This window comes from Arsenophonus endosymbiont of Aleurodicus floccissimus (assembly GCF_900343025.1).
GTDB lineage: Bacteria > Pseudomonadota > Gammaproteobacteria > Enterobacterales > Enterobacteriaceae > Arsenophonus.
The window spans coordinates 491155-509583 of the sequence record NZ_OUND01000001.1; the positions used below are offsets into that span (position 1 = coordinate 491155).

The 18429-nt window shown below is 35.7% G+C and carries 11 protein-coding genes and 6 pseudogenes; 11 read left to right on the forward strand and 6 right to left on the reverse strand.

The features are described 5' to 3' along the window. Nucleotides 1-377 precede the first annotated feature (377 nt). Nucleotides 378-890, forward strand: a pseudogene (locus tag ARADI_RS02595) (lytic polysaccharide monooxygenase). A 513-nt stretch (nt 891-1403) separates the two neighbouring features. Next, the gene (locus ARADI_RS02600; protein ID WP_119711034.1) at nt 1404-1631 is read left to right on the forward strand and encodes an Ail/Lom family outer membrane beta-barrel protein; all 228 of its coding nucleotides are present in this window, start codon (nt 1404-1406) and stop codon (nt 1629-1631) included. A 111-nt stretch (nt 1632-1742) separates the two neighbouring features. Here the strand turns inward: ARADI_RS02600 and znuB are convergent, their stop codons facing one another. Continuing rightward, entirely contained in the window at nt 1743-2528 is a 786-nt protein-coding gene (gene znuB / locus ARADI_RS02605; RefSeq protein WP_119711035.1) for a zinc ABC transporter permease subunit ZnuB, read from the reverse strand. Further along, nucleotides 2521-3285, reverse strand: coding sequence for a zinc ABC transporter ATP-binding protein ZnuC (znuC, locus tag ARADI_RS02610; RefSeq protein ID WP_119711612.1), 765 nt, complete (start codon nt 3283-3285; stop codon nt 2521-2523). Before znuC ends, znuB begins: the two co-directional genes overlap by 8 nt. A gap of 74 nt (nt 3286-3359) precedes the next feature. Here znuC and znuA point away from each other — a divergent pair, with 74 nt between their 5' ends. From znuA to lpxM, 3 genes are all read left to right on the forward strand, one after another. Continuing rightward, on the forward strand, nt 3360-4325 hold the full coding sequence (gene znuA, locus ARADI_RS02615) for a zinc ABC transporter substrate-binding protein ZnuA (protein WP_439647086.1): 966 nt from the start codon (nt 3360-3362) through the stop codon (nt 4323-4325). 14 nt (nt 4326-4339) lie between these two features. Then, on the forward strand, nt 4340-5698 hold the full coding sequence (mepM, locus tag ARADI_RS02620; RefSeq protein ID WP_119711037.1) for a murein DD-endopeptidase MepM: 1359 nt from the start codon (nt 4340-4342) through the stop codon (nt 5696-5698). Nucleotides 5699-5833: 135 nt separating this feature from the next. Beyond that, entirely contained in the window at nt 5834-6808 is a 975-nt protein-coding gene (lpxM, locus tag ARADI_RS02625) for a lauroyl-Kdo(2)-lipid IV(A) myristoyltransferase (RefSeq protein ID WP_119711038.1), read from the forward strand. Nucleotides 6809-7002: 194 nt separating this feature from the next. Here the strand turns inward: lpxM and ARADI_RS02630 are convergent, their stop codons facing one another. From ARADI_RS02630 to hexR, 3 genes and pseudogenes are all read right to left on the reverse strand, one after another. Next, nucleotides 7003-7554 carry a hypothetical protein gene (locus ARADI_RS02630; protein ID WP_147392338.1) on the reverse strand — a complete coding sequence of 184 codons (552 nt, stop codon included), beginning with the start codon at nt 7552-7554 and terminating at the stop codon, nt 7003-7005. Between the two features lie 734 nt (nt 7555-8288). Further along, nucleotides 8289-9709, reverse strand: a pseudogene (gene pyk / locus ARADI_RS02640) (pyruvate kinase). Between the two features lie 188 nt (nt 9710-9897). Next, nucleotides 9898-10745: pseudogene (hexR, locus tag ARADI_RS02645) on the reverse strand (transcriptional regulator HexR). Between the two features lie 344 nt (nt 10746-11089). Between hexR and zwf the strand changes: the two are divergent. From zwf to ARADI_RS02665, 4 genes and pseudogenes are all read left to right on the forward strand, one after another. Further along, nucleotides 11090-12565 carry a glucose-6-phosphate dehydrogenase gene (gene zwf, locus ARADI_RS02650; protein ID WP_119711040.1) on the forward strand — a complete coding sequence of 492 codons (1476 nt, stop codon included), beginning with the start codon at nt 11090-11092 and terminating at the stop codon, nt 12563-12565. A gap of 440 nt (nt 12566-13005) precedes the next feature. After that, nucleotides 13006-13416 (forward strand): multidrug/spermidine efflux SMR transporter subunit MdtJ, encoded by a 411-nt coding sequence (gene mdtJ / locus ARADI_RS02655; RefSeq protein ID WP_119711041.1) that lies wholly within the window; start codon nt 13006-13008, stop codon nt 13414-13416. 1 nt (nt 13417) lies between these two features. Next, on the forward strand, nt 13418-13750 hold the full coding sequence (gene mdtI / locus ARADI_RS02660; RefSeq protein ID WP_063655586.1) for a multidrug/spermidine efflux SMR transporter subunit MdtI: 333 nt from the start codon (nt 13418-13420) through the stop codon (nt 13748-13750). A 331-nt stretch (nt 13751-14081) separates the two neighbouring features. Continuing rightward, a pseudogene (locus ARADI_RS02665) lies at nt 14082-15049 on the forward strand (M10 family metallopeptidase C-terminal domain-containing protein); the annotation flags it as partial. A 168-nt stretch (nt 15050-15217) separates the two neighbouring features. Here the strand turns inward: ARADI_RS02665 and ARADI_RS02670 are convergent. Then, a pseudogene (locus tag ARADI_RS02670) lies at nt 15218-15567 on the reverse strand (RidA family protein). A 175-nt stretch (nt 15568-15742) separates the two neighbouring features. Between ARADI_RS02670 and yoaA the strand changes: the two are divergent. Beyond that, nucleotides 15743-17604, forward strand: a pseudogene (gene yoaA, locus ARADI_RS02675) (DNA repair helicase YoaA). A gap of 109 nt (nt 17605-17713) precedes the next feature. Then, on the forward strand, nt 17714-18409 hold the full coding sequence (gene tsaB, locus ARADI_RS02680; RefSeq protein WP_119711043.1) for a tRNA (adenosine(37)-N6)-threonylcarbamoyltransferase complex dimerization subunit type 1 TsaB: 696 nt from the start codon (nt 17714-17716) through the stop codon (nt 18407-18409). The last annotated feature ends 20 nt before the right edge of the window (nt 18410-18429 follow it).

Genomic DNA, 18429 nt, shown 5'->3' on the forward strand with positions numbered 1-18429 from the left:
GGCTGCTATTTATAATATATGAATAAATAATAATTTATTTATATTTATTATTTATTATTTTTATTAACCATTTTTATTATCAATGAACTTCTTATTTAATTAATGTATTATTAATATAAATTGATGATATTAAAATCTCAAAAACAAGGAATAGTTTAATATTAATATGATTAATTATATTATTTTTATTGATGTTTTTGCCGTTGTTAAATAATGATTTTACGGTAGTTTTCATTATGTCTACTAACTATTTTTTAATAAATAAAATTAGCTAATTACGGAATAAACTGAATGAAAATAAAATTATTATTATCAATGTTATCATTAGTAATGTTAGTATTATAAGCTTTGCCAGAGCAAATACTCTCCTCAATCCTATGCATGGTTATATTGATTTTCCTACTAGTCGAGCTTATCTGTGTTCGTTAGGTAAAAATGGTAATTGTGGTGCGGTTATGGTTGAACCACAATCAGTTGAAGGTCGTAAAGGTTTTCCTCGGCGTGGAACAGCTGATGGCAAAATTGCCAGTGCTGGACATCGTTGGTTTGGTGAGTTAGATGAACAGACTACTACTCGTTGGACTAAAGTTGATGTTTCACCCGGTAAAAATACCTTCCATTGAACGTTGACTGCACCTCATCGTACTACAGGTTGGGAGTATTTCATCACTAAACAAAATTGGGATCCTAATGCACCTTTAGCCCGTAGCTCATTTGAGCTGCAACCATTTTGTAGCCGTACAGATGGGGGGCAAATGCCTTCATTTGAGGTCTCAATTGATTGTAATGTACCATATCGTACCGGTTATCAGGTTATTTTAGGTGTATGGACAATTTACGATACTGGCAATGCATTTTATCAAGTGATAGATGCTAATATGAAACCTTAATTATTTTTCACTAACTGGCTAAATATTGTCATCATTGTACTTAATAAAATGGTCAATTTTTTTGGAGGTAAGTTAAAACTTGCCTCTACATTATTTTAGTTTTGATAGTTATAGCAGGACGATTTATTTCATATCTTATAAAGACTATTGAATTAAATATTATTCTATTAGGAATAGAAGATAAATGAAAAAATATTTATTAGATCTGTCATTGCTACTATATTTGCCTGTGTTTCTGCTAATGCCTGTGCAGCAAGTGAAAACATTTTATCGCTAGATTATGCACAAAGTCATCTACAATTTAAAGATGAAAAATTTCTGGATAAACCAAAGGGTGTTAATATTAAATATCGTATTGATAATCACTGGGGTTTTATTGGTTCGTTGACTTATACTAATCAAGAAAATTATTTGAAAATTTATAATATTAAAGTTGCTAATGTAGATATAATTTATTTTTCATTAAGTTTTGGTCCTAGTTATTCGTTTTAATCGCTATATTAGTCTTTATGGATTAATTGGAGCTACTCGTGTGGTAGGGTTGAGGCAAAATCACCATTCGCAAATGCTTTTAAAGACACTGAAATTGAATTAGTTTATGGTGCGGGTTTACAAACTAATCCGGTGGAGAATTTAGCTATTGATGTTACTTATGAACATACCAAATTATCTTTTGAACATACTAATTTAAAAAATATAAAAGTCGGCACATGGATGCTTGGTGTCGGTTACCGGTTCTAATTCGATTAGCAAAATAAAAACTCACTCACAAGTCATAATTGATGGATTTGTAGTGAGGGAATAGGGTATTTATACAATTTTAAAAATAATTTATTTTATCGCATAAATAGATTAGTTTTTTATTTTAATAAATAAACTTAATACAAATAAAGCACTGGCACAGATCACAACCGAGGGCCCTGCAGGTGTATCGTAGTGGGCAGATAGAGCAAGTCCAGCCGTCACGGCAAACATACCGATAATAATAGCAACTACTGCCATTTGCTCTGGTGTTTTGGCAAATCGTCTACCAGTAGCGGCAGGAATAATTAATAATGATGTAATAATTAAAGCACCAACAAATTTCATGGCAATACCTATGGTAAGGGCAGTAACCAGCATTAATAATACTTTAGGCTGCTGTATTTTTACGCAATCAACAAAAGCTAAGTCCTGATTAACTGTTATTGACAGTAAATTACGCCATTGCCAGACAATAATTGAACAAACAATAGTAACACCTATCGCGATTGAAAAAACATCCTCAGTGGTTACCGATAATAAATCGCCAAATAAATAAGCCATCAAATCCATACGAACATTGTTCATTAAACTGACGACTACTAATCCAAGTGATAGGGTACTATGTGCCATTATGCCTAATAGGGTATCGATGGCCAGATGTGGGCGCTTTTCTAGCCAGGCTAACAAAATTGCAAGAAGAAGGGTGATAGCAATAACGGCATAAAACAGATTAACATTGAGTAACAAACCAAAAGCGATACCAAGTAATGAAGCATGAGCGAGAGTATCACCAAAATATGACATACGCCGCCATACAACGAAAGAGCCTAGCGGTCCTGCGGCAATGGCTAACAGCATGCCGGCTAACCACCCAGGTAGTAATAGTTCAATCATGATGACAGTTCCCTGTAGGTTTATCTTCAATCTCATTATTTAAATCGCATTGATGATTATGATGATGATGGCGATAGATACCGATCTGTTCTATCCCACGATGGCCGAACATAGCAATAAATTCGGGATCTAAAGCCACATCCTCTGGCCGACCAGAGCAGCATATTTGTTTATTAATACAGAGTACTTTATCAGTTTTTGCCATCACAAGATGGAGATCATGTGAGATCATAAAAACAGCACAATTTGATTCGGTACGAATATTATCAATTAGATTATATAAAGCGACTTGACCATTGATATCTACGCCTTGTGTAGGTTCATCTAAAACAAGTAATTGTGGTTGATTCAGTAAAGCACGGGCAAGTAGAACACGTTGAGTTTCCCCGCCTGATAGTTTTTGCATTTGTTGCTCGATAAGATGATCGGCACCGATACGTATTAAAGTAGGAATAATATTAGTAGTTTTTACCTCAGGTTTTAATGTCATAAAACGTTTAACGGTCAAAGGCATTGTTATATCCAGCGATAATTTTTGTGGCACATAACCGATGCGTAATTTGGCTTGGTAAATTATTTCTCCTTGACTAGGGGTAATTAGGCCGAGGAGTATTTTAGCTAGTGTAGATTTACCAGCACCATTTGGCCCCAATAGTGTTAATATTTCTCCAGCATATAGATCAAAGGAGATGTTTTCGACAATTTGGTGTGAACCAAAACTAACAGCAATATTTTTTAAGCTTAATAGCGTTTGCATGGTAAATAATTCTTGCAGGATGGTTAAAATGTTATAGTATAACATTATCAAAATTAGTCTATGGAAACTATTCTATATTACACAAAACAAAAAAAATTGTTCAAAAAATTATGGGAAAAAAATGCATTCTTGCTGGACTATTACTCAGTTTCTTATCTACTACTCAAGCTGATGTAGTTACGTCAATTCGCCCGTTAGGTTTTATTACCGCAGCTATTACTAATGGTGTTACTGATGTACAAATATTATTACCTGATGGCGCTTCACCCCATGATTATGCTTTAAAACCTTCCGACCTGGAAAAGATCAAAACTGCTGATCTTTTCATTTTGGTTGGCTCAAATTTAGAAACTTTTTTAGAGAAACCATTAGCACAATTACCCCCTGAAAAACGGATCACATTAGCTGAAGATCCAGCTGTAAAAGCACTCTTACTGAAAAGCAGCGAAGATAGCACAGCGGTAAATAATAAAAATTCTCATGGCCATCATCATGATCATGATGAGCATCATTCACATGATGAGTATAATATGCACATCTGGTTGTCACCAGACATTGCACGTATTGCAGCTAACATTATCTACCACCGATTAGTCGCTCTATATCCTAAATATAAAAAACAGTTGGACGTAAACCTTCGTAAATTCGATGAGAAATTGACGCAAACTGATCAAAATATTGCTAAGATGTTACAGTCGGTTGGAGATAAGCGATATTTTTTTTTTCATGATGCTTATGGTTACTTTGAAAAACGCTATCATTTAGCCTCATTAGGTTATTTTACTATTAATCCTATCATTCAGCCTGGCGCCCAAAGACTATATCAAATAAGAACAATGTTGGCTCAGAAAAAAGCAGTTTGTGTTTTTGCTGAACCGCAATTCAGGCCAGCCGTGATTAAAGCTGTTATAAAAGATATCGATGTATATATGGGGACATTAGATCCATTAGGGAGCGGCATCGGATTAAGTAAGGATAGCTATGTGGAATTTTTAACAGCGTTATCTAATCAATTTAAAAGCTGCTTGGATGAGAACTAGAAGGAATTTAATACGTGCAGCAGATGGCGAAGACTATCGTTCAGGTATATGGCAATTTGCCTAAACCGCATAAAATTATGCTAGGCACATTAACTATAGCAACATTGGCTGTCGTAATTTGGCGGCCTGTTGTTATTCAACCCGATGATAAAGATGAACATATTTCTCAAGAATCATCGCCAATAAAACCAGGTATTATTCTTGGTAGTAAAGATAAAAGTGAAACTAATACTAACCAAGTAGATAACTCGGATACTGATGATATTATCACCGATAGCAGCGAACAGTTACCTGATGAAGGGGTAACTGATGAAAAGGGAGCTGATACACCCTATGAACATGTTGTTTCAAACGGTGATAATCTGACTAGTATTTTAACTCAGTATGGTTTAGATGCTGGTGATGTGGCGGCTCTTTCTAATCAACACCGAGCGTTACGGAATTTGCAAATAGGGCAAACGTTAAGCTGGGAATTGAATAAAGATGGAGAATTACAGACACTGACATGGATTATTTCACAGCGTGAAACACGTGTTTATACTCGCCAAGATGCCTTTAGTACTTTTAATGAAGAGAAGCAAATGCGTCAAGGTGTTTGGGCTGATAAGTTTATCCAGGGTAAAATAAACGGTAATTTTACCTCTAGTGCAGTTAATTCAGGCTTAACATATAACGAGGCACGTGAAGTGTCTAAAGCACTACAATGGCAGATTGATTTGTGTAAACTAAAGTCAGGTGATAAATTTTCGGTCTTGTTAAGTCGCGAAATGCTTGATGGTCACAGTGAACAAAGTCGTTTGTGGGGGGTTCATTTATTAACTAATGGTAAGAATTACTATGCCTTTCGAGCTGAAAATGGTCGCTATTATGATAGTGAAGCTAATGGCTTAGAGCGCGGTTTCTTACGTTATCCTACAGCCAAAACCTTTAGAGTCTCTTCTCCTTTTAGTTTGCGTCGTATAAATCCGGTAACAAGGCGTCCAGCTCCTCATCAGGGAGTTGATTTTTCTATGCCCGTCGGGACACCGATATTAGCGGTTGGTAATGGTGAAGTTATTGTGGCGAAATATAGTGGAGCGGCCGGTAATTTTATTGCTATTCGTCATGGGCGTCAGTATACCACTCGTTATATGCATCTACGTAAATTATTTGTTAAACCAGGTCATAAAGTAAAAAAGGGTGAACGTATAGCATTATCAGGTAATACTGGACGTACTACCGGCCCTCATCTTCATTATGAGTTATGGTTTAATCAGCGCGCAGTTAACCCATTAACAGCTAATTTACCTCACTCAGGTGGATTAACAGGTAAAGATCGTCAACTCTTTCTGGCATCCGTTAAAGAGAATAAATCGAAGCTGGCAAGCAATTAATATGATTTTTGTTAGCTAATTAGATTGTAAAATAGCATTTTATTTACTACCATAATTATTTTATGTAAATCATAAGGTTAATATTATAATGTATCTCAGATTTTAGATTTTTATACGTTGTATTTTAGTGTACTAATGAATAAAGAACAGGATACAGATAGTAAACTTGGTTATATTCCTAGCTTTCATCTTATTTACCTATATCCCCAATATTGGGGGATGTGGGTTGGTGCATTGCTATTAGCGGGAACAGCTTATTTGCCTATTAAGTTACGCGATCTGTTACTGGCAAAAATGGGTAAGTTAATTGGTAAGTTAGCAAAAGGCGGCTCGCGTAGGCGGGCAAAAATTAATTTGCTTTATTGTTTTCCAGAATTGACGGAGCAGCAAAGAGAGAAATATGTTGATGAAATGTTTGCTGTAGCACCTCAATCTTTTGCAATATTAGCCGAATTAGTTTTACGCGGCGTAGATAAAACTTTGACACGAACTCATTGGCATAATGAACAAATTATTGAACAATTAAAAGAACAACAGCGTAATATTATTTTTATGGTACCTCATGGTTGGGTGGTTGATATTCCAGCCATGCTATTAGCGGCTCGAGGCCAAAAAATGGCAGCCATGTTTCATCATCAAAAGGATCCTGTAGCTGATTATTTATGGAACAAAGCTCGTCATCATTTTGGTGGTCGTTTACATTCTCGTGAAGCGGGCATTAAACCTTTTATTGCCAGTGTCAGGCAAGGTTATTGGGGATTTTATTTACCAGATCAAGATCACGGTGAAGAACATAGTGAGTTTGTTGATTTTTTTGCAACCTATAAAGCAACCTTACCGGCAGTGGGGAGGTTGATGAAAGTTTGTAAAGCGGAGATTGTACCATTATTTCCGGTTTATGACTATAAAACTCACCAATTACATATCTACATTCGTGAGCCAATGGTAGATATTGCCGGGCAGAGTAATCACTATATTGCCAGGCGTATGAACGAAGAGTTGGAATATTTAGTTAAACCTTATCTGGCACAATATACCTGGATATTAAAATTATTAAAAACACGCAAAGCCGGGGAGATAGAGCCTTATTGCCGCGATGATCTTTATTAATAAAAAATACCGCTTGATAGCAATAAAATTATTTATAATATTTTTGATGAAATAAAGCGTATTAATAAAAACAATTAGGTATTTTGTTAGTCAGTTAAATTATGGCAAAGCAACTAATTAAGTTTATAAAATTTTTGGTTTATATTTTTATCAAAATAACCTTTTCCTTTATAATTATCAAGTTTGAAGTTCCCTTAGGATGCTTTAATGTCTGCATCCTGGTGGTTAATTAAATGTTTAGTGGTAATATTTATTGAAGACGGGATAATATATTCATTATCCTTAATAGCGCCTAAAGCAGAAATTATATGTTTATTAGAAATAGAGTCTGCTTTAATCGACATAACACCTATCTCCTCCTTATTTGCTACAACGTCAATCGTACCTTTATTATTTAAATATGAGTTTTTACGGATAAAGATCCTTAATTGATTCGCATAAATATAGCTATTTTCTGTAAGTACAAATGTTGTTTTATCTCCTGTCAATCCGGAAATTTTTCTATTATTATAATAATAACCATCGATTTCAGTTTTAACATTATCAACAACATAATACTGCTTAGCGAGATTAACTTTGGCAGCATTATTAAAACGAACATTTCCTGCGTATACAGTGTGGTTGGATAAAAATTTGTTTTTTTTTTCATTTATTGATGAATTTCCATTCCCCCATATTCCTAAACCAGTAAAAATTATTTTTCCCTTATCAGCCTGGTAGTTTACTATGTTAGTGGCATAATTCATGTTACCAGCAACCAAATCAAATCCGGTTGTATTACTAAACAGGCAGTCATCGCAGGTAATACCATTAGGATTGGAATAACAACTTTTGCTGGAGATCCTTTTATATTAAGCAAACCATGTAAATTTTTTTTTGCTAGAATTAATTTGATTAATAATTAGTTTTGCTGATTAAGCTCCTTGAGAAAGCATATTTTTATTTTTTTTTATGGTTATTAAATTGTACTATCACGCCTTTGTTAATATTAAATCGCCGATATTGATTATATGATACACCATTATTATCAGGTGATTTAATATCGATACTAACTTCACCTTGATCAGATATTGTAAGCTTATTTTATTTTTTCTATTGTAGAATAAGTTATTATTCCGTTATATTTCATTTCTTGATTGATTGCTAATGTTGGTGTTGATAATAAACTAAGAGTCAATAAACAGTAGCTGAAATTATTTTTTATACATATCAAAATACCTTTAATAAATGCTAAAGAATGTCTTTTTCTTTAGTGGGAAGAAAAGTAAAAAAAAAAGTTAATTATTTTGTCAATTAAAATCTAAATTTTATTAGTTTAATTAATTTAATATTCAATTGATTTATATTATTTTTTTCTAATTCATTTATTAGAAAGAATAATGACTGGGTCATAAAAAAAGCGGTGAAAAATGATAGTAATATTTTTGGTAATTAAAAACCCCGTGTGTATAATGTGGTTAAATGTATTTATGATGTGAAATTATTCGACTTTTAATATTCGGTAGGTATTGGTGCTACCAATCTGACCCATTTGATCGCCCTGGGTGACTAAGACTAAATCAGCTGGCTCAATATAATTTTTTTCCAGAGGCATTTTTAACAGCATTAATTGTATTAGTCTCCTTATTATAATAAATCTGGGTTACGCCACGGTAGATTTAAGTTCTTTTCATGATGGGAGATAGAAAATATTGGTAACCTAAACTGATCCTAGACATCATACAAGCGGTACGGCATGATTCTGTCATGGCAATAATCGCTTTTACTCCTTTTAAGTGATTGGCAGCATACACAGCTGACATCGCAATCGCTTCTTCAACGCTGTCAAATATATCATCGAGGTGATGTTTGGCCAATATTTATGCCAGCCATCTTTTCTGCTCCAAGGCAAACCCTGAGCCATGGCTTCAACGGTTTCAGCAGGATATTTGGCCTACTGCTGTCTCGGCTGATAACATAATAGCGTCAGTGCCATCCAGCACAGCATTAGCAATGTCCATCACTTCAACTCGGGTTGGCATCGGATTAGTGATCATCGATTCCATCATCTGGGCGTCAGTAATGGCAATACGGTTTAGTTGGCGTGCCCGGCGAATTAGTTTTTTTGTACATCGACCAGCTCAGGGTTGCCAATCTCAACACCTAGATCACCTCGAGTAACCATGACCACATCTGAGGCTAAAATAATTTCGTCAATAACTTTGTCATTGGCAACTGATTCAGCTCGCTCTACCTTAGCGACAATTTGACAATCACAACCGGCTTCACGAGCCAGGCGTCGGCATAATTTAGATCTTCTGCTGAGCGGGGGAAAGAAACCGCTAAAAAATCGACACCGATCTGAGCTGCGAGCAAGATATCGGCTTTGTCTTTATCTGTTAGTGCTTCTGCGGATAGACCACCACCAAGTTTATTGATCCCTTTATTATTTGATAGTTGTCCGCCAACAGTTACTTCAGTAAGAATTTGCTGATCTTTTACCCGTAAGTACTTTTAATTGAACGCGTCCATCATCGAGTAACAGAATATCACCTGATGCCACATCATTGGGTAAACCTTGATAGTCAATGCCGACTTTTTCTTGATTACCTTCACCTTTGGCTAAATTGGCATCTAAGATAAATTTATCACCGATATGAAGAAAAATTTTTCCTTCTTTAAATGTTGAAACGCGAATTTTAGGACCTTGTAGATCAGCAAGAATAGCGACATGTTGTGCTAATGATTTTGCAAGTTCACGTACTTTTGTTGCGCGTTGTAAGTGATCTTCTGCTGAGCAATGAGAAAAGTTTAGACGAACAACGTTTGCGCCGGCTTTAATCACTTTTTCCAGGTTATTATCACGATCAGTCGCGGGACCGAGAGTAGTACAATTTTCGTTCTTCTAAGTCGTCTCGACATTTATGACTCCGTTACTTATTAAAATTGGTGTTGGTTGATAGGTTATTACATAGAAATGAAATTAATCCCTTTATTAAAGTGTGCTGTTGTATCATTTAAATGCCTGAGCTAGAGAGAATATTTTTTGCAGTAAAACGAACAGATCTATAGTTTGCTGATATTGATCTGTTTGCTAAAAGTAAATAGCCCTAGATTTTATCAGGATATACATCATGTAATATATCTTTTACGCGCTTTAAGTTATCTCTAAAATTTTGCCCTCGACGTAAAATAAAGCCAGTTTCTAGCACATCTATTAATGTTAATTGTGCTAGTCGTAATACCATCGGCATGTAAATATTGGTATATTTAGGTACAGCAATTGTGATAGATAAGGAAGCGATTTGTGCCAGAGGGAAATTAGCGGTAGTAATAGCAATGACTATAGCCGTCATTGGCTTTAGCAACTTTAGCTTATTCAACCAAGTTTTGAGTGCGGCCCAGGAGGTAAAATGTAAATCACAACGTCACCATAGCGATAGTTAATACAATATATGTGTTGCATGATGACATCAACGAAATAGACCACTGGGATATAAAAATGAAAAAATTTACTCATAGCGCCATGGGCAACTACTGCTGAGGAAGCTAAACCAAAGAAAGCGTTCTTCTTTACTTGGGTTAATAGATCGATAGCACGATTAATGTTTGTGGTATTTAGGTTATCTTTTACAATACCTAATTGTGCGATGGCGGAATCAAAAACTTTTTGTGTATGGCAACTGACAGTATCATCTTGATCAACCAAACGATTAACATAGGATGTTCCATTGCCGAAGCTTTGTGCCAATCGTAATTCAAAATCAGGAAAACCCTTGGTATCTATTATACGGCAAAAACTATTTACAGTGGGTTTGCTCTCATTAGCCAATTTAGCTAGGCTTGCAATACAAAGGTGAATCGCTTTTTGTAGGCTTTCAAAGATTGAATTGGCAACTTTCTTTTCTGATTTACTGGAATACTCAAAGTTATTATTTATTTGTTCTAATGTGTTCATACTGAAAAGCTACCCGTTTCACTAATATTGCTAAAGGGGGAATCTTGTTACTTAAGTCAAAATATACTACGCGTTGTTTGGTCAGTAATGAAAAAAAGGAAGTTATTAACTGAATTTTTATTAAAAATATGACGGGTGTCTAATTTACTTTGCATTTTAGTTTAATAAATATGAAGAATTAAAAATTATATATAACTAATCAAATTTGTTTGTTGCGAATTATTTTTTGAGCAAAATAAAATATTGTGGCTTTGTTTACCCGGACGAGTCAAAAAGGTACATTTATTTTCTCGATTGAAGCTATCATAGCACTACAGAATTGGTATTTAAGGAGAATCCATATCATGGCAATTAATAAAGCTGTTCAGGCATGTAATTTAATTATTTTCGGCGCAAAAGGAGATTTGACTCGCCGCAAATTATTGCCTTCCCTTTATCAATTGGAAAAAATGGGCTATATCCATCCTGATACGCGTATTATAGGGATTGGTCGGGCTGAATGGGATGCTGCCGCCTATATAAAAGAAGCTAAAGATGCGTTAGAGACTTTTTTAAATGAGGAAATCGAGCCCAGTTTATGGCAAAAATTAAGTAAGCTCCTTGATTTTTTTAATTTAGATGTTCAGGATCTGAACAAATTTAATTCACTAGCAAAATATCTTGAGGGTGATAGTAAACCCGCTATATATTATTTTGCTATGCCACCAACGACTTTTGGTGCGGTTTGCCATGGCTTAGGCCATGCTGGCCTCAATAAGAAGCCAAATCGGGTTGTTATGGAAAAACCATTAGGCAGTGATCTTGCCTCTTCCCAAGATATAAATAATGAGGTTGCTAAGTATTTTAAAGAGAACCAGATTTATCGTATTGATCACTATTTAGGTAAAGAAACAGTGCTCAATTTATTAGCTTTACGTTTTGCTAACTCTTTATTTATTAATAATTGGGATTATCGAACGATTGATCATGTACAAATCACAGTTGCTGAAGAGGTTGGTATCGAAGGACGTTGGGATTATTTTGATCAAGCTGGGCAGATGCGTGATATGGTCCAAAATCATTTATTACAGATCTTGACTATGATTGCCATGTCACCGCCTGCGGATTTAACAGCAGATCGCATACGAGATGAGAAAGTTAAAGTATTGCGCTCATTGCGTCGGATTGATTATCGTAATGTACGTGAAAAAACCGTCCGAGGTCAATATACATCAGGTTCTATTCGAGGCAAAAAAGTGGATGGCTATCTTGCGGAAGAAGGGGCAAATCAATCCAGTAAAGCGGAAACTTTTGTGGCAATTCGAGTTGACATTGATGATTGGCGTTGGGCTGGCGTGCCGTTTTATTTAAGAACTGGCAAACGATTAGCGGCAAAATGCTCTGAAGTGGTGGTTTATTTTAAAAAACCGGCGTTAAATATTTTTTCTGATTCTTATCAGGATCTACCGCAAAATAAATTAACTATTCGATTACAACCTGATGAAGGAATTGATATTGAAATTTTAAACAAAGCCCCGGGTCTTGAGCATAAACATCATTTACAGACGACAAAATTAGATCTGAGTTTTTCTGAAACATTTAATCAAATCCATTTGGCTGATGCATATGAACGTTTATTACTAGAAGCTATGCGTGGTATTCAAGCTCTGTTTGTCCGTCGGGATGAAGTAGAAGAAGCTTGGAAATGGGTGGATTCTATTATGGGCGCTTGGGCAAAGGATGATCAGCCACCTAAACTTTATCAGGCGGGTACATGGGGACCTGAGGCATCTGATGCGATGATCGCCAAAGATGGGCGTTCATGGAATGAGTTCGAATAGTTTTTGTCTATGTAATAGGGTATAATATGTTTAGGTTTATTACCCTTATTTTGGTAGCTTTTTCCATTTTAGTTGGAATTTATTATAATTATTTGAGTAAATACAATGGTTATGATATAAATAGCTTTGTATTTATTTTCTATCAATAGTGAGGATTCATAGTATATCATATGGATGGTTAAATGAAATAAAAAAATGGCCGTGTGATGCATGAATAAAATATCATGTCTAGCGTCAAAAATCAACGTAGTAGCTCTCATCTTTTCTTATCAAAAATATCTATTATTTCTAGTGAACATCACTGGTGTGGTGCCTTGTAGCGTCTCCTGTTGCTAATAGGTTTTACCGTAAATGGGCTTTTAATTTAAATCATCACTTAGTTATTACCAATTTAGGTATTTATCTATAGCTTTGATGATTGCCAATAACAGGGTAATATAATGATTTATTGGATATTTTTAGCGTCAGCAATTGTCACAGAGGTCATTGGTACTTTATCAATGAAGTATTCTAGCGTCAGCGGTGATATGACTGGCTTATTGGTAATGTATTTTATGATTGCTTCATCTTATATATTATTGGCAATGGCAGTAAAAAAAGTTGCTCTTGGAGTAGCTTATGCTCTCTGGGAAGGTATTGGGGTAATTTTTATAACAGCATTTAGTGTTTTGTTATTTAATGAATCATTACCACCAATGAAACTTATTGGATTAGCATTACTTATTATGGGTATAGCGCTAATAAAATCGGGTACTAAAAAAACTAACACACTACATTCGATAAAACAGGGGAAAAAAATTACGCCAAAAAGGCCATTCAATAAAATGACTAAAATTGTTAAGGAGGCATAATATGTTAGCGGAATATCAATGGTGGCATGGCGCCTTTCTATTTCTGGCCGTTATTTTAGAAATAGTGGCTAATATTTTTTTAAAGTTATCAAATGGATTTAAGCGACTGTGGATAGGTGTATTATCTTTAATTGCCGTTTTAGGTGCTTTTAGTGCATTAGCTGTAGCGGTAAAAGGTATTGAGCTTTCGATTGCTTATGCACTTTGGGGAGCTTTTGGTGTTGTAGCCACGGTTGCCGCTGGTTGGATTTTGTTTAATCAACGGCTAAATTATAAAGGTTGGGGCGGTATTATTTTATTGATTACCGGGATGGTCGTTATCAAACTGGCATAATTTTATTTCAGCTACAGGACATAACACTAATTAGTAATGGCTAATAGAATAAAATAAAGGATTTATTTTTACCGCGCTCTATGTATCGACCCTTTTTAAACCATAAATAACCCCATCCATGAGGGGTTATTTGTATTAATTCATACCATATAGCTAAACACTCAGTGTTGAAATATATTTGCGAGAGGATAACAGCAGGCCGATTATTTATTCTGATTTAATAGACTATTTTCTGTTCTGTCAGATATCAATGAATAAGCAAACTCAGACACTTAGTTGGAATAAAAATACACAAGAAGATGTTTGTTATTTGGCCAACGCGCCTTGTGAAGAAGATAGCCGTCAGTATAGTGTCATGAGTTATTGGCCAGAAATAATACTGGTGGTTATTTTCATGGTTCTTATGCATCAGCACCGCTTATAGATGATATTGCGGCTGTTCAAGCGCTTTATGGCGCGAATATACTCACACCATCTGGCGATGATGTTTATGGCTTTAATTCCAAAACTAATAAAGATTGGTATACAGTTAGTGACCCACGTATCGGTTGTATATTCTCAGTATGGGACGCAGGCGGGAATGATACATTAGATTTTTCTGGTTACTCTCAAACTCAACTGATTAATTTAAATTCGGGTTCATTTTCAGATGTCGGCGGATGGATAAAGAATGCTTCAATCGCAAAAAATACGGTTATTGAAAACGTGATAGGTGGTTATGGGCAAGCTACTATATTTGGTAATAATGTCGATAATATAATTAAAGGTGGTGCTAGCGGAGATGTTATTTATGGCGGCTTAGGGAAAGATATACTTTGGGGTAGAGATGCAACATTTAGGCAGACTAATGGCTCAAATAATAGTTCTGCAAATTTGGTTTCGTATCAAAGTTATCATACCAATGACGCAAAAAATAGTGAGCAGCAAATAGATTTTAAATATGTAGATCATTCCTCACCGTTGAGAACTGGCCCAGTAGAAAGAAATATTTTTGTTTGTCTGTCGTTTGAAGATTCAAAATCGAGTGCCCCTGATAAGATTATGGATTTTCAAACAGGAGAAGATAAAATTGATCTATCTTGTCTAAATAAAATCTTATACGATAACTATAGCGGGCAGCATATTCTTAATTTTGTTAATGATTTTAACAGAAAGCCAGGAGAAATAAAGATCATTTACGATCCAATCAGTCACTGGAGTAGACTCTTAATTAATACAAATAATGATAATATATCTGATTTTGCTATTGATATTTATAGTTATGCTAATAAATTCACTGACTTTATCTTAAATCAATAAAAAACCTATTTCTGATAGGATCAAAAGTAGATTATTGACAACTAACTCACTCTGTTTTTTATCAACATAGCCAAGATAGGATTATTTCTATATTTAGCAAGCTGTTCATTTATCTTTATCAAGCTAATAGAGCCGGTTTGCCAGCTCTATTAAATGCCGTTAAGATTATTAATCCGCTAGTGCGGCAACAATATTGATCTCTATTTTATATTTAGGATTCATTAAAATAGCTTGTACTGTACAGCGAACCGGGGCTTTACCAGCGAAACCCAGCTATCCCAGACTTGATTCATGCCCGCCAGATCTACTTTATCAGCGAGAAAGATAGTCGCATCAAGGATATGGCTTTTATTTGAACCGACGCGAGCTAAAATGTTATCAATAGCATGCAAAGCGCTGGTTGTTTGTTGATGAATATCACCTTCAAGATTTTCCAGTACGCTGGTGTAATAGAGGGTATTGTTAAATATGGTAGCTTCGGACCAGCGATTTTCTGGATCAAGATATTGAATAGACATTATTATTCCTGATTTTTAAAATATAAAGTCATTGCTATATTGTCTAAAAGTCTATTTTTTGTCATGGTAATAGGTTATTTAATATAATAATGAATAATCCTAAGTGACCTTTTACTACCTAGGCTAGTGTAACCATCAGCAAAATATTTTCACTAATTAAAATAATGAGACTAAAGTGTTAGACGATTTTTCTATTAATGGCTCATTGTTTAATGCCATCCCTGGATTTCGGCCACGTGATGCGCAAATTGAAATGGCTCGCGCCATAACGACTGCAATTCAATCTCAACAGACGCTTGTGGTTGAAGCAGGGACAGGAACGGGTAAAACTTATGCTTATTTAGTGCCGGCCTTACGTTCTAACATAAAAGTCGTGATCTCAACCGGCTCAAAAACTTTGCAGGATCAACTCTATTATCGTGATTTACCGATTATCAAAGCGGCTTTAGCCTATTCAGGTCATGTCGCTTTATTAAAAGGGTGGGCTAATTATTTGTGTCTGGAGCGGCTTGAACAGCAATCATTAGCAGGAGAACAATTTGCCGCTGAAATGATTGCTGATATTGTTCGCTTATGTAGTTGGGGCAATAGAAACTGAAGATGGTGATATTAGTAATTGTCATCAGGTAGCCGAAGATAGCGCCGTTTGGCCATTGGTAACCAGCACTAATGATAATTTTATCGGTAATCATTGTCCCCATTATTAGCGTTGTTTTGTACTTAAAGCGCGTAAAAAAGCGCTAGAAGCCGATGTAGTGGTTATTATCACCATCTATTTATGGCTGATAAAGTGGTAAAAGATACTGGATTTGGCGAGTTACTTCCGTCAGCCGAGGTAGTTATTTTTGATGAGGCGCATCAGATCCCTCGATATTGCTAGCCAATACTTTGGCCAACAGCTTAGTAGCCGTCAATTATTTGAACTTGCACGTGATATTACCCTTGTTTATCGGACAGAAATTCGTGATCAGATACAATTACAAAAGTGTGCCGATAGCATTAGCCAGGCTACTTTAGATTTTCGGTTAGCAATGTGTTGCAGCGTCTTGAGGATGCATTGGAATTTAGCTATGAGGTGATGAAACTGTCGCTGTGGCGTTCTATCGCATTAGATGCTATTTTTGATCGAACAACAATTTATCGTAATCGTTTAAATCGATTAAAAGAGACAACAATACCTGGGTTTAGCTATTGATTTGAAAGTTTTGGCCGCCATTTTTTATTAGCATTAACATCATTAACGGTGGCGGATAAATTTCGTGACATGATAACCACTGAAAAAGGCAGCTGGATCTTTACTTCAGCTACCTTAGCAATCAGCGATAAACTAAGTTATTTTAGCCAGCGGTCTAGGCTTGGAGAAAGCTAATAATCTAATCTTACCGAGTCAATTTGACTATCATCGCCAAACATTACTTTGTGTGCCCCATTATCTGCCAGATATTAATCAACCTGGCTTTGCTCAGCAATTAGTCGTTATGCTAAAGCCAGTTATCGATCATAATCAGGGGCATTGTTTCTTTTTATGTACATCACTTCATATGATGCGTGAATTAACAGCAATGTTTCGTGATTGTCTGAATTTACCTGTTTTGATGCAGGGAGAAACCAGTAAAGCGCGATTGTTGTCACAATTTACAGCAGAAAGTAATGCATTATTAATAGCCACTAGCAGTTTTTGGGAAGGTGTTGATGTTAAAGGCGATGTTCTTTCTTGCGTCATTATCGATAGATTACCCTTTACGTTGCCTGATGAACCATTATTGCGAGCGCGTATGCAAGATTGTCAGCTCCAAGCTCCAAGGCGGCAATGCATTTTATGATGTTCAATTACCTAATGCGGTACTTAATTTAAAGTAAGGGATTGGCCGGCTTGTACCTGATGTTAATGATTCTGGGGTTATTATTATTTGTGATAAACGATTAGTATCGCGACCTTATGGTGAAATCTTTTTAAATAGTTTACCGCCTTTGCCTAGAACACGTAGTTTGCAAGCGGCGATTGATTTTTTAGCAAAAACGTCCTTAAGTAATTAAATAAATAGTTGCAATAACATATAAGTTTTTTTTATTGATACCTTCATATTCAACAAAATATGTTAGTATTAGCAATTAGTTAGTCATAAAAATAGCCAGGATCTAAAATATGGCAACCCATATATTAGCGATTGATACCGCCACTGAAGCGTGTTCTGTCGCCCTATGGCGCGATGGGAAAATTTTTACTCAATTTGCCGTTTCACCGCGGGAGCAAACCCAAAAAATATTACCGATGGTAGAGCAGTGTCTTATTGATGCGCATTTGGATTTACAACATATCGATGTTTTAGCTTTTGGACGTGGGCCAGGCAGTTTTACTGGCGTTCGTATTGCTGTCAGTATTGCTCAGGGATTGGCATTTGGGGCTAATTTACCGATGATAGGTATCTCTTCATTGCTAACTATGGCGCAAGGCGCTTATCGTCAATCAGATGCAAAAAAAGTACTGGTAGCGATAGATGCCAGAATGGGCGAAATTTATTCTGCTTGTTATGAACTTAAACCAGATGGGTCTTGGCAAGGTGAAGAAAGTGAGGCAGTGCTCAAGCCAGAGCAGTTTTTAGCCAAAATAAATGGATTAAGTGGACAATGGGCTATTGCCGGGGCAGGTTGGTCAACCTATCCTATATTAAGAACGACAAATTTAAATTTATTGGAAAGCGGTATTTCTTTACCTGATGCGCAAGATATGTTGCTGTTAGCTTTACAAGAGTGGCAAAAAGGCAAAACAGTTGACGCTGAAGAAGCCCAGCCGGTTTATTTACGTAATGAGGTTAGTTGGAAAAAATTACCCGGCCGTTGATACTTGTTTAAAATTATTAT